Source organism: Streptomyces sp. NPDC002868 (assembly GCF_055563295.1).
Genome location: NZ_JBVHDR010000001.1, coordinates 371,429 through 382,998 on the forward strand (window position 1 = coordinate 371,429; position 11,570 = coordinate 382,998).

Annotated in this window: 12 protein-coding genes and 2 pseudogenes; 8 read left to right on the top strand and 6 right to left on the bottom strand. The window is 67.7% G+C overall.

Annotated features, from left to right (window positions below):
- Positions 1 to 7: 7 nt before the first annotated feature.
- A complete protein-coding gene (locus ACZ3H8_RS01710; RefSeq protein WP_467396201.1) occupies positions 8 to 244 on the bottom strand; it encodes a ferredoxin in 237 nt (78 codons plus the stop codon).
- A 113-nt stretch (positions 245 to 357) separates the two neighbouring features.
- Positions 358 to 1,026, bottom strand: a complete 669-nt coding sequence (locus ACZ3H8_RS01715; protein WP_467396203.1) for a hypothetical protein — start codon at positions 1,024 to 1,026, stop codon at positions 358 to 360.
- 738 nt (positions 1,027 to 1,764) lie between these two features.
- On the opposite strand from ACZ3H8_RS01715, the gene ACZ3H8_RS01720 reads away from it, so the two are divergent.
- Positions 1,765 to 3,120, top strand: a complete 1,356-nt coding sequence (locus ACZ3H8_RS01720) for an MBL fold metallo-hydrolase (RefSeq protein WP_467396205.1) — start codon at positions 1,765 to 1,767, stop codon at positions 3,118 to 3,120.
- A gap of 14 nt (positions 3,121 to 3,134) precedes the next feature.
- Positions 3,135 to 3,986: a sulfurtransferase gene (locus tag ACZ3H8_RS01725; protein ID WP_467396207.1), complete on the top strand. Its 852-nt coding sequence runs from the start codon at positions 3,135 to 3,137 to the stop codon at positions 3,984 to 3,986.
- A gap of 543 nt (positions 3,987 to 4,529) precedes the next feature.
- Here the strand turns inward: ACZ3H8_RS01725 and ACZ3H8_RS01730 are convergent.
- Entirely contained in the window at positions 4,530 to 5,279 is a 750-nt protein-coding gene (locus tag ACZ3H8_RS01730) for a transposase (RefSeq protein ID WP_467396209.1), read from the bottom strand.
- A gap of 271 nt (positions 5,280 to 5,550) precedes the next feature.
- Between ACZ3H8_RS01730 and ACZ3H8_RS01735 the strand changes: the two genes are divergently transcribed.
- Positions 5,551 to 5,847: a hypothetical protein gene (locus ACZ3H8_RS01735; protein WP_382728206.1), complete on the top strand. Its 297-nt coding sequence runs from the start codon at positions 5,551 to 5,553 to the stop codon at positions 5,845 to 5,847.
- A gap of 426 nt (positions 5,848 to 6,273) precedes the next feature.
- On the opposite strand, the gene ACZ3H8_RS01740 is transcribed toward ACZ3H8_RS01735, so the two are convergent.
- Entirely contained in the window at positions 6,274 to 7,437 is a 1,164-nt protein-coding gene (locus tag ACZ3H8_RS01740; RefSeq protein WP_467396213.1) for an NAD-dependent formate dehydrogenase, read from the bottom strand.
- Positions 7,438 to 7,654: 217 nt separating this feature from the next.
- Positions 7,655 to 7,834 carry a hypothetical protein gene (locus tag ACZ3H8_RS01745; RefSeq protein ID WP_467397980.1) on the bottom strand — a complete coding sequence of 60 codons (180 nt, stop codon included), beginning with the start codon at positions 7,832 to 7,834 and terminating at the stop codon, positions 7,655 to 7,657.
- Between ACZ3H8_RS01745 and ACZ3H8_RS01750 the strand changes: the two genes are divergently transcribed.
- From ACZ3H8_RS01750 to rsgA, 5 genes and pseudogenes are all read left to right on the top strand, one after another.
- A complete protein-coding gene (locus ACZ3H8_RS01750) occupies positions 7,758 to 8,015 on the top strand; it encodes a hypothetical protein (protein WP_467396215.1) in 258 nt (85 codons plus the stop codon). The genes ACZ3H8_RS01745 and ACZ3H8_RS01750 overlap by 77 nt on opposite strands.
- Before the next feature lie 307 nt (positions 8,016 to 8,322).
- Entirely contained in the window at positions 8,323 to 8,601 is a 279-nt protein-coding gene (locus tag ACZ3H8_RS01755; RefSeq protein ID WP_467396217.1) for an FmdB family zinc ribbon protein, read from the top strand.
- Between the two features lie 107 nt (positions 8,602 to 8,708).
- Positions 8,709 to 8,883, top strand: a pseudogene (locus tag ACZ3H8_RS01760) (AmiS/UreI family transporter); the annotation flags it as partial.
- A pseudogene (locus ACZ3H8_RS01765) lies at positions 8,883 to 9,185 on the top strand (acetamidase/formamidase family protein); the annotation flags it as partial. The pseudogenes ACZ3H8_RS01760 and ACZ3H8_RS01765, both read left to right, overlap by 1 nt.
- Before the next feature lie 587 nt (positions 9,186 to 9,772).
- Positions 9,773 to 10,888: a ribosome small subunit-dependent GTPase A gene (rsgA, locus tag ACZ3H8_RS01770; protein ID WP_467396219.1), complete on the top strand. Its 1,116-nt coding sequence runs from the start codon at positions 9,773 to 9,775 to the stop codon at positions 10,886 to 10,888.
- A 268-nt stretch (positions 10,889 to 11,156) separates the two neighbouring features.
- Here the strand turns inward: rsgA and ACZ3H8_RS01775 are convergent, their stop codons facing one another.
- On the bottom strand, positions 11,157 to 11,525 hold the full coding sequence (locus ACZ3H8_RS01775; protein ID WP_467396221.1) for a PPOX class F420-dependent oxidoreductase: 369 nt from the start codon (positions 11,523 to 11,525) through the stop codon (positions 11,157 to 11,159).
- Positions 11,526 to 11,570: the final 45 nt, after the last annotated feature.

Consider the following 11,570-nt stretch of genomic DNA (forward strand, 5'->3'; position numbering starts at 1 on the left):
GAACCCGTCACTGGCCACTGGACAGGCCCCCCTTCACCGTGCCGGCCCCATCGCCCAGGTCGTCCACCAAGATGGCCTGGACCGGACACGACGCGGCGGCGCGTGCCACGTGCTCGCGCTGTGCGTCGTCGGCGTGCGGGTTGTACAACAGCGCCTCGTCGCCGTGCATGGCGAATACATCGGGTGCGAGGAAGGCGCACTGCGCGTACCCCTGGCACCGGTTGAGATCGACGACAAGCCTCATCAAGGGGCCGCCCTTTCAGTAGTCCCCTGCCCCAGCATGCGAGCGTTGTTGTGCTTCCGCGAGCACAGCAGGCCAAAGGAGTTATCGGTCGATAACGCTCGGGAAATGGCTCGTCATGAAGAGACACCTGGTGCGGGCCGTGGGCGGAAGCTGGCCACAAGAATGTGGATGCTGACAATCAGCGCCCACAGCGGGAAGACCAGCTCGGACCAGGCGATGCTGTCCGTCACGAGGAGCAGTGTCAGGGCGACGAGATAGCCCAGGAGGGAAAGCCAGCGCGGAAGAACTCCGAGCCGGTGCCCGATGGAGGAGGTCGAGAAGACGAATACCGCGGCCATGCGCATCGAGTAGGTCGTCAGAAGGCTGTAGGTGAAGTGCTGGCCGAATGACGACAGTTGCTCGTTGGAGCCGGCCCCGGACCCATCAGCCGTGGCCAGCAGGCTTCCGGCTGCTGCCGAGGCCCCGAAAAGAGTCGCCACGAACAGCAGACCGCTGCCCATGAATACAGTGGCGATGAACTTGTCTTCCGCTTCTCCGATACGTGCGCGCACAGCGCCCATGAACCACAGGAAGAAGATGCCCGCGAATGGGATGAGGTCGAGCGCCGTCTGAACCGTGCGCCGACGCGAGGGATCGATGAACCAGTTGCTGCCCCCGTTGCTCGGCTCGTCCGGTATCGCCAGGCGGACCAGAATGATGGCGCCGGCCAGCAATAGGGCGAAGATGATCCCTACCAGACCCGCGGCTCGTGGAGTGCGCAACGACTGATGTCTCGTCTCCATGGGCGGCCGTTCGCTCCTCTCCCTGTCCCTGCGTCACCCGATCCGAGGACGACTAGGACCAGCAAGCACCCGCGCACGCGGCAGCGCCACCCGGACCACGCGTGAGGGTGACGTGCGGGGACCAGCAGTGAGCACCGGCCCCGGCACGCGGACACGAGCTGTGCCGCACGGAGCGTCGCGAGCGGGCGGCCCTGCCTGGGGTGGGGGAGTACGGGTTCCTGTGGAGCCTGCTCCGCGGTCGTGACGCCGCGCGATCCGCTGCGGGTCATCAGCACCGGTGACCGGGGCGCCCTCGACCGCGCGAGGGCCGCGGCATAGCTGCGGACACGACAGTCCCCGGCAAGTCCTTGTCGATGCCGTGAGTCTCAGTCGTCGCTGCTGGCTCCGATACCGACAGATTCCGCCGGGGGCCTGGCCAGAGCCGAGAATAGGGTCACGCCACCTATGGACGTCTCCATAGGCATTGCGGCTCTTTCCGGTTGTCCGGTGTATTGACCAGTTTCCTCCCCATTCTGTTCTAGTCAAGGGCCTGCCTCGCTTTCCGCGGGACGAAATTTTCGCCCCGCTGCGGGCATGCCGCTGGGCCACATCGGGCCGTCGGCCTCCGGACGTAGCCTTGAAATAACCCGCGCCCGCATCGGCAATCCCCCGGAGCTCTGCGCCACGGCCCGGGCACCCGAGTCGTGCCGCGGACGAACAGGGAACGCCTGGGGAACGAAGGCGGAGCAGGGTGACGGCATGAACGAGATCGAGATCATCACCACCGCATCACTCGGTGACACCAGCTACCTCCTCGTCAGCGGAGACGAGGCCGCGCTGGTCGACCCCCAGCGGGACAGCTGGGAGCTGATGGAGTCCTGTACCTCCAGGGGGGTGCGGATCCGGTACGCCCTGGAGACGCATGTGCACAACGACTACGTCTCCGGCGCGCTGGAGGTCCGCGCGGCGACCGGCGCCACGGTGGCCGGCCCGGCACGGGCGCCGTACGCCTTCGACCACCTGCCGCTGGCGGAGAACGACGAGATCGCCGTCGGAGACGTGATCGTCCGGGCGATGGAGACACCCGGGCATACGGTTGAGCACACGTCGTACCTCGTCTTCGAAGACACCCAGCCGGTGCCGACAGCCGTCTTCACCGGAGGCAGCCTGCTGGTCGGCGGCGCCGGCCGTACCGACCTGTCCGGTGACGACCACACCGAAGAGCTCGCCCGGGCGCAATTCCGTTCGCTGAGGCGACTGTCGCTGCTGCCGGACGCCACCCGGGTGCTGCCGACGCACGGAGCGGGCAGCTCCTGTGCGGCCGGACCGGTGTCGCAGGACAGGACCACCACCGTGGGCGCCGAGCGGCGCACCAACCCCGCACTGACCACCCAGGACGAGGAGGAGTTCATCAGCCAACGGCTGTCCGGCATGGCGCCGTACCCCGCCTACTACCAGTACATGGCACCGATCAACCGGTTCGGACCGGGTGTACTCGGTGGTCCGCCCGCTCTTGGGCCGCTGACGCCGGGCATGGCGCAAGGAATGGCCGCGGGAGGGGCGCAGATCGTCGACGGGCGTGACCGCGGAACCTTCGCCGCAGCCCATGTGCCCGGGTCGCTCTGCGACGAGCTGGACGACCGCTTCGCGAGCCTGATCGGCGAGGTTGTGCCGTTCGGCACACGCATGGTGCTGGTGCTGCCGGAGCCGGCAGAGGAGGAGGCGGCCGACGAGGCGATGACCCAGCTGCTGCGGATCGGATACGAGAACGTCGCGGGCTACCTGGAGGGAGGCATCTACGCCTGGCAGGCCGACGGCCGCCCGCTTCGTGCCTTCGGTACTGCGGACGTGTCCGAGCTGGCCGCGCACATCGCCGAGGTGCGGGTGCTCGACGTTCGGCCCATACGTCCGGAGGGCGGAATTCCGGGCACGCTCGGCGTGCCCCTCGCCGAACTGCCCGGGCGGCTCGACGAGATCCCCAGGGACCGCGAGATATGGACAGTCTGCGGAAGCGGTCGCCGGGCGATCATCGCAGCGAGCCTGCTCGACCAGGCCGGCATGCCCGTGACGGCGGTGGTCAGCGGTGGCGTGCAGGACCTGATGGCACTCATGTGAGTGAGGAGAAGATCATGGGCAGCAGTGGCTACGCACATCCGGAGACGCTGGTGGACACCGAGTGGCTGGCCGCCCACCTCGACGACGGAACGGTGCGCGTCATCGACGTGGACGAGGACACCACCGCATACGAAAATGACCACATCCCCGGCTCCGTCGGCTGGAATTGGACCAGGGACCTGCACACCGCCGTGGGCCGGGACTACCTGGACCGCGCCGCGCTCGGGCGGCTTCTGGCCGCGGCCGGCGTGGAGGACGACACCACCGTGGTCCTCTACGGGGGCAACAACAACTGGTTTGCGGCGTACGCCTACTGGATCCTGCGGCTGCGCGGCTTCGGCAAGGTGAAGCTGCTCGACGGCGGGCGCAAGAAGTGGGAGCTGGAAGGCCGGGAGATGACCCAGGAGGTCATGGACCGCCGGCACACCGGCTTCAGGGTGGCGGGGGAGGAGAACCCGCAGTTCCGCGCGCTGCGCGGCGAAGTGCTGGAGAAGGTGGGGTCCGCCGCTCGCCTGGTCGACGTACGGTCCCCGGAAGAGTATCGGGGCGAGAAGCTGGCGCCCCCTCACCTGCCGCAGGAGCAGGCACAGGTGCCCGGCCACATCCCCGGCGCGGCCAACGTCCCCTGGGCGCAGGCGGCCAACGACGACGGGACGTTCAAGTCGGCCGACGAGCTGAAGGCGCTCTACGCGCGGAAGGGCATCACGTCCGACCGCGAGATCATCGCCTACTGCCGTATCGGTGAGCGCTCGTCGCACACGTGGTTCGCCCTCCACGAACTGCTTGGCTACCCGGACGTCAAGAACTACGACGGCTCCTGGACCGAGTACGGCTCGCTGGTACGGGCCCCCGTCGAGATGGGGTGATCGGGTGACGTCGTTGTGGTTACAGTCAGTCCGGATCACCGCGAGTGGGGTGCCATGACCGTCGGTGATCAGGTGGTGTTTCGATCCGGCTCGGCTACGGGAGCCACGGGGCTCGTCAGAGCTTCCCGCCGATCTCACAGGCCCGGCACGGCGGCCAGGCCGCAGGTGCACTGCATGATGGCGTCGAGGACCTCGCGGGCACTCGTCCTTGCAGGTGTGGCGCGGGATGAATCCTGCCGGGATCTCGCCGGGCCACGGCTCGTGGCCGTCCCGGCAGCGGACGAACCGCTCGGGGTCGGTGGAGTGCAGTTCGTGCATGCTCGACCGCGCCTCGTCCTCCAGCTCCCGCACTCGCTCCACCAGAGCCTTCAGCTCGGCGGAGATGCCGGAGTACCGGTCGGCGCCGGTCCTTACGTGCGCGGCCCGCAGTGCCATCGCTGCGTTGCCCAAAAACCTGCCGGCATCCTGAAGGTCGGTCACGTGGTGCATCTCAATGCTGGTCACGCCCCGGACCCACACTGCGTCCATGCTCATTGAGCTCTTTCAGCGTTGCCGCTCCAGGGTGCGGACGGCCGCGGCGATTGACGACATTCGATTCGGGCTGCACCGGGCTTTGCGGAAGATGTGCCAGGACTTCAGACGGGCCACGCCCCGCTCCACCGGTGCCCGTGCCACCGAGGATGCGCGGTTGACCGTTTGCTGGGTCGGCGGCAACCCGCGGCCGGGTGGGCGCCTGACGGGTGTCGTCACCCACGGCCCTGCCCCCAGGTAGGCGCGGTCGGCGAGCACCGGGATGCCCTGGCGTTCGCAGATCCGGATGATCCGGTGGGTACGGGCCGCGGTCAGGTCGTGCGTGCGGCCAGGCAGGGCGGGCGAGATCCACAGCAGCCGCCCGGCCGGATCGGTCACCACTTGCACGTTCACCCCGTGCCGACGGTGCTTGTGGGAGTAGTCGGCCCGGCCGTCGCCGACCCGGTCGCACTCCGCCAGGGTGCCGTCCAGCAGGACGTAGTCGGGGTCGGCTTCACGCAGGGCACGCAGCAAGCCGGGTGCGCGCTCGGCAAGCAGGTCAATGACGGCTGCCGTGTAGGCGTGGGCGGTGCCGACGGCGATACCGAAACCGGCCGCGATCTGCGCAAGAGGGTCGTGCCGTCGCAGGTACACCAGGCCGACCAGGGCACGCTGGTGCGGCGGGAGCTTGCAGCGGCGGTCACCCTCGCGGGTGACGATGAGCATGGTGACCCACTCGACCAGGGCATGGGGCAGGTCGAGTGCGGCAGGATTGGAAACCAACGAGGCTCCTGCGCCGGTGAGTTGAGACTTCGAACACCTCCCTCAACGGCACGGGAGCGTCGTGCGTTGCGGACACCGACCCCCTCACCGGGTCACCGACGAAATGCGCGGGTACTGGGTGACGAAAGGGGGGCGTGCTGCCCCTAAAGGGCTTGAGCGGCGTGGACAGCTTCGAGCCGTCCGTCCGTACGGCGCAGCCGGAGGTGCGGCCGGCTGCCCGAGATGGTCGGCTGGGCCTGACTCTGCAAACTTGCGCGCAAGGGAGCCCAGCGTGGCAATCATCGCGATCTTCGACCAACCCGGCATGACCCAGGCCCAGTACGAACAGGTCTCCAACAAGGTGAACCGCGACCGTGGCCTGGTCAAGAAGCCCGCGGACTGGCCCGTACCCGGCCTCATCTCGCACACCTCCGCCCCCACTCCCGATGGCTGGTACGTCGCCGACGTCTGGGAGTCCGAGGAGGCGTTCCACCGGTTCAGTGAAGTCGTCCTGCCGCTTTTGCGGGAGGCCGGTGCTCCGGAGGTGGAGCCGAAGATCTACCCGGTCTTCAACCTGGTGACCCCGTAGCCGTCGGTCTTCTGGTACACGACGAGCTGAGGCATGACCCACAGCCCCGGCTGAGGGGGTGCCACGGCACCCCCTCAGCCCCCGTCCTCAGGGAATGCTGCGACTCGACAGGGGGATCGCCACTGGCGCGATCCGCAGAACCACAGGTCAACGCATTTCGTCGGTAGCCCTCACCCGATCCGTGGCCACGTTGAAAGAGCTCACTGATCCACCTTCCCGGCGTTCGCCTTGGTTTTTTCTTACGAGACACGCGGCGCCGGTATCTCCGCATAGTGAAAAGAACAACCTATTTACGGACGCTAAAGGCCTCGCCCGTGCCCGTCCCGCAAATTGTGCGTGAAATCGGCTCGCAGCCGGGGTGGTGGATCTTCTGTTGAATCTTCAGCTGATTTCTTGTCCGCCGGACGTCATCCCCGTTTGTGTCGGCTATCCGGCGACCGTGTAGGAGCTTGCTCCCGTCCCGGCGAGCCCACCGCCTTCGACGATCAGGTACTCCGGGCGGATGGGGCGCCCGTCGAGCCAGCACTCCAGGATCTCCCGCGTACCGGCCGCGTAGCGTGCCTGCGCCGAGAGGGTCGTACCGGACACGTGCGGCGTCATCGCCTCGTACGGCATGGTGCGCCAGGGATGGTCGGGCGGTGGTGGCTGCGGGTACCAGACGTCACCGGCGTAACCGGCCAGTTGGCCGCTGTTGAGGGCCCGCACCACGGCGTCCCGGTTGACGATAAGTGCCCGTGCGGTGTTGACGATGTACGAACCGCGCTTCATGGCCCCGATCAGCTCGTCGTCGAAGAGGTTCTCCGTCTGTGGATGCAGCGGAGTGTGGATCGACAGCACATCGACGGAGGAGGCCAGCGAACGGGCGTCGGGATGCCAGGTCAGCTCCAGCTCCTCCTCGACCTCCTTGGGCAGCCGGTGCACGTCGCAGTAATGCAGCGTGACGTCGAACGGCTTGAGGCGGCGCAGTACCGCCTGGCCGATACGGCCGGAGCCGAGGACGCCGACGTCCATGCCTTCGAGGTCGTAGGCGCGCGAGACGCTGTCGGCGATGTTCCAGCCCTTCTTGGCGGTCACCCAGTCATGGGCGGGCATGTAGCTGTGCACCAGGGTGAGGATCTGCATGACGGCGTGTTCGGACACACTGATGCTGTTGCTGTAGGTCACCTCCGCCACCGTCATGCCGTGGGCGATGGCGCTCGGCAGGTCGACGTGGTCCGACCCGATTCCCGCGGTGATCGCGAGCCTGAGCCGGGGAGCCGCGGCGATCCGCTCGGAGGTCAGATAGGCGGGCCAGAAGGGCTGCGAGATCACCACGTCGGCGCCGGGAAGCTCGCGGTCCAGGGTCGAGTCCGCCCCTTCCTTGTCGGAGGTGACGACAAAGGTGTGCCCCCGGTCCTCCAGGAACCGGCGCAGTCCCAGCTCGCCCGAGACACTGCCGAGGAGCTGACCCGGGGTGAAATCGATGGCTTGCGGGGTCGGCGCGGTCTGACCGCCCGGATAGCCGGTGATGCTGGGAATCTCGTCGCGGGCGTAATCGGGGGGGTAACCGCCCACGGGGTCCGGATAGAGCACCGCAAGAATCTTTGCCATGGCCGTCCTCCATCGGTGGGGGCCACTGCTCCGGTAAACCGGCCGGGCACCTTGAACCGGTCGGGCACCGATGATCTTGAATTTTAGTCGAGTGGGCATCGGCGCTGCAATCCCCGGCGACAATGGGGGAGCTGTGCTAGTGGATAGGGATACGGCCATTCCAATGAGGCCTGCGGCAGGAGCTCGGGTGCCCGAACCGGATGGTGGGCCCGCACGATCACGCGAGCCGTTCCGCGCCCGTCTGCACCGGGGCGTCCTGGCGGCTGTCGCGCTGGGCGGCCTCCTGGGCGGGACGGCCCGCTACGCGCTGGGCCTGGAACGTGCGGCCGTTCGCCGCCGTCTCGCTCCTCGGCTCGTTCACCACCTTCTCGACCTTCTCGACCTGGATGGTCGGCACCGATCGCCTTCTGGGCCACGGCCATTACACTGCCGCGCCGTTCAACGTCTTCGGCAGTCTCTTCGCCGGCCTGGCCGCAACCGTTCTGGGCCTGGCGGTCGGGAGGCTGGGGCCGGCCCGGCGGGCACGGATCGCCACGCGGCGCGGCCGCGCCCGCCGATACGGTTGGTGGGTACGGTGATCACCCTGCTCGCCGTCGCTGCGGCGGCCGCGGCCGGGGCAGTCGCGCTACGTACTCGACCAGTACGTGCAGTACCGAAGCCCGGGCATGTTCCCGCGCGGCACCTGGCTGATCAACATCACAGGCAGCAGCGTCGGGGCTCGCCGTCGGGGCGTTCTGACAAAGGACGGGCCCAGCCGTCCGGGACTTGACACGTGGATTTACAAGACGTCTCTTGAAGAGACGAAATGGGTTGTGGCGCACGCTTATCGGGGCGTGCCGCACACACTCGGGTTGGCCAGCGTCCACCGGCATCCGGAGGCTGCTGATGGCAACCTATGAATATCTATGCAGCCGCTGTGGGCTTTTCGACGTGAAGCTGGCGATCGGGACGGCGCCCAGAAATTACGGCTGCCCTCTTTGTGCAGGCGCCGCGAGACGTGTGTACTCCTCGCCCGGCCTTACGCTGACCTCGCACGCGGTCGCCGCCCTCCATGGCCGGGAGGAGCGGGCCCGTGAGGCCCCGGCAGTGGTCTCCGAAGTGCCGCCACGCAGGAGGGTGCCAAGGCACCCGCATCCCGCGCTCTCGCGGTTGCCGCGTCCCTGAGGACGGTGGTCGTCAAGGCAGAACGTCTCAGGCGGGTTTCGACGATTCCGTCCCCCAGGCGCAACGTGGGACTGCTCTTTGTCGGTGCGGTGCTCTTCATCAGCGGAATGCTGTTGCTCGGAAAGGGTCGATGCCCGGGCGGCAGGGGTGTTCAATCTTTTCGTAGGCGCACTGCAGGTACTGACGCCGACCTACCTCATCTTCGCCGCCGCTGGTGACCCCACCAGGATCCTGGCGGCATCCGGTAACTATCTGTTCGGCTTCACCTACCTCTACGTAGGTTCATCGGGATCTCCGTCGACCACGACACGGACACCAACTTCTACTTGGACGCGACGCTGGCCTACCGCCGGGCCTGCCTCAACGCCGTCGAGTACTTCAAGAAGTTCGGCTACAGCGGAGAGCAGGCCTACCTGCTGCTCGGCTCCTCCCCCATAGAGGGACGTATCAGCGGCATCGTCGACATACCCAACGCCTGCTGCTCGCTGTACGTACCCACCGCCATGTTCGACTTCGACGTCCGGCCCACCCCCGCCGGCCCGATGAAGGCCGACCGAGGCAAGTGCGCGTTGACCACCGCATGACCGGACCCCAGCTGCGGCCCCGCGGTCCCGGCTGCATCTCAGCCCTGCACATCATCGCCATTTGCCAGATCCGTGACGGCGGGCCGCGGCCAGGGATATGCCTGCGCAATATCGCCGAGAGAAAGACACCCACCGAGGCTCGAAGGGTCCTCAAACGACGTCTGTCCAACGTGGTCTACCGAACGATGAAGCGAGACCAGCGGAACCGACTCGCGTCAGCTGGTCGACACACAGAGGCGCTGTTTTGTTGGACCTCGCGCAGAACGCTGTACGACTCGCGGCGTGAGGTCGGTCCGCTGGCTGCGGGTTTCGTACGCATGAGCCCCGACAGTTAATCGCTGGCGCCGTGCCCTGGGGTGGGGCTACGGTTCTCTTCGTTCCGGGGCACGGTCGTGTTCCGTTCCCGAGGGAACAGCGTTGGTTCGTTGAGGAAGCAGGAGGTGAGGACATTGATGACTGTCACGGTGACGGGCGCTGCCCGCATTCAGGAGTTCATCATCGTTTCCACCCCTGTGGTCTCCGGCTGACACCCACACATCTTCCGCGCGCCGAGCGCGCCGCCGGGGCCACCCTTCGAAGGGTTCCCCTTGTTCCACGCTTCGCTCAACACCTCTTCCACTTCTGATGCCCAGCACGCCCTCGCCTCCTACGGCTGGGATGAGGGCTGGGAGGCGGAGTTCGCTCCGTACGCCGAGCAGGGGCTGCTGCCCGGCCGGGTCGTACGGGTCGACCGTGGCCAGTGCGATGTCGTCACCGCCGACGGGCTGGTCCGCGCCGACACCGCGTTCGTGACGCCGCACGATCCGCTGCGGGTCGTCTGCACCGGTGACTGGGGCGCCGTCGACCGGGACGGCGATCCCCGCTTCGTACGGACGTATCTGCCGCGCCGTACCGCCTTTGTACGTTCCACCTCGTCGAACCGCTCCGAGGGGCAGATCCTCGCCGCCAACGTCGACCACGCGATCATCGCGGTCTCGCTCGCCGTCGAGCTCGACCTCGGGCGGATCGAGCGGTTCCTCGCGCTGGCGTGGGAGAGCGGGGCGCAGCCGCTGGTCGTCCTCACCAAGGCGGACCTCGTACCGGATGTGACCGGGCTTTCGTACCTTGTCCAGGACGTGGAGACGACCGCGCCGGGAGTGCAGGTGCTGCCCGTCAGTTCGGCGACCGGTGAGGGTGTCGAGGTGCTCGCGGCAGTCGTGTCGGGCGGTACGAGCGTGCTGCTCGGGGCGTCCGGCGCGGGCAAGTCGACGCTCGCCAACGCGCTGCTCGGCGAGGACGTGATGGATGTTCAGGCCACCCGCGACGTCGACGGCAAGGGCCGGCACACCACGACGACCCGCAACCTCCTCGCCCTGCCCGGCGGGGGCGTGCTCATCGACACCCCGGGGCTGCGGGGGGTCGGGCTGTGGGACGCGGAGGCCGGTGTGGGCCAGGTCTTCTCGGAGATCGAGGAACTCGCCGAGGGGTGCCGCTTCCACGACTGCGCGCACGATGCGGAGCCGGGATGCGCGGTGCTCGCCGCGATCGAGGACGGTTCGCTGCCGGAGCGGCGGCTGGAGAGCTACCGCAAGCTACTGCGGGAGAACCAGCGCATCGTCGCGAAGACGGACGCGAGGGTGCGGGCGGAGATTCTGCGCGACTGGAAGCAGAAGGGCGCGGAGGGCCGCGCGGCGATGCGGGCGAAGCGCGGCCGCGTGCGCTGATTTTCGGGGCTCGGCCCCGAGCCCCGAGCCCGGGGTCGGGCCCGGGGCTCAGGCCTCGCGCCTCAATCGCCGGCGGGGCTTGATTTTCGCCCGGGCGGACTTGAAGTTCCGCCGGTCGGCCTGATTTTTCAGGCCGACCGGCGGGAAATTCAAGCCCGTTGGGGGTCCCCCGGACGAAGTCTGGGGGAGATTGAGGACACGGCCGAAGGCCGTACGGGGTCTGGGGCGGAGCCCCAGTTACGGGAAGGGGCGGGGTGGCGAAAGGCCCCTACTCCTCCAGGCCCCAGCTGTGAATCTTCCTCGGGTGGATACGAATCAGCTCCTCGCTGAAGTGCGGCCCCAACTCGTGCGGCCCCGTCAGGAGTTCCGCCTCGCCCCGGATGTCCACTCCGCGTACCTTCCACGGGCGGAAGCTCACAATGTCGTCGACAACCAGCGCCACCTTCGGGTTCGCCTTCAGGTTGCGCCACTTCTTCGTCGTGCCCAGGGCATAGCCGCCGATCAGGATCGTCCCGTCGTCCTGCGGGAAAAAGCCGACCGGGTTCGCCTGCGGCTGACCCTTATGGTCGACGGTCGCCAGCCGGCCCAGCCGCTGGGACGAGAGGTACGCGCGCTCGGCTTCGCTGAATTCGGTCATGAATAGCAGCCTCACACGCGTACCTCGTCTGCCGCATCGGATGCG

Bases quoted from the DNA above. Each gene is read 5' to 3' on its own strand.
- ACZ3H8_RS01710 (WP_467396201.1), bottom strand. From the start codon at position 244: ATGAGGCTTGTCGTCGATCTCAACCGGTGCCAGGGGTACGCGCAGTGC.
- ACZ3H8_RS01715 (WP_467396203.1), bottom strand. From the start codon at position 1,026: ATGGAGACGAGACATCAGTCGTTGCGCACTCCACGAGCCGCGGGTCTG.
- ACZ3H8_RS01720 (WP_467396205.1), top strand. From the start codon at position 1,765: ATGAACGAGATCGAGATCATCACCACCGCATCACTCGGTGACACCAGC.
- ACZ3H8_RS01725 (WP_467396207.1), top strand. From the start codon at position 3,135: ATGGGCAGCAGTGGCTACGCACATCCGGAGACGCTGGTGGACACCGAG.
- ACZ3H8_RS01740 (WP_467396213.1), bottom strand. From the start codon at position 7,437: ATGGCAAAGATTCTTGCGGTGCTCTATCCGGACCCCGTGGGCGGTTAC.
- ACZ3H8_RS01755 (WP_467396217.1), top strand. From the start codon at position 8,323: ATGGCAACCTATGAATATCTATGCAGCCGCTGTGGGCTTTTCGACGTG.
- ACZ3H8_RS01775 (WP_467396221.1), bottom strand. From the start codon at position 11,525: ATGACCGAATTCAGCGAAGCCGAGCGCGCGTACCTCTCGTCCCAGCGG.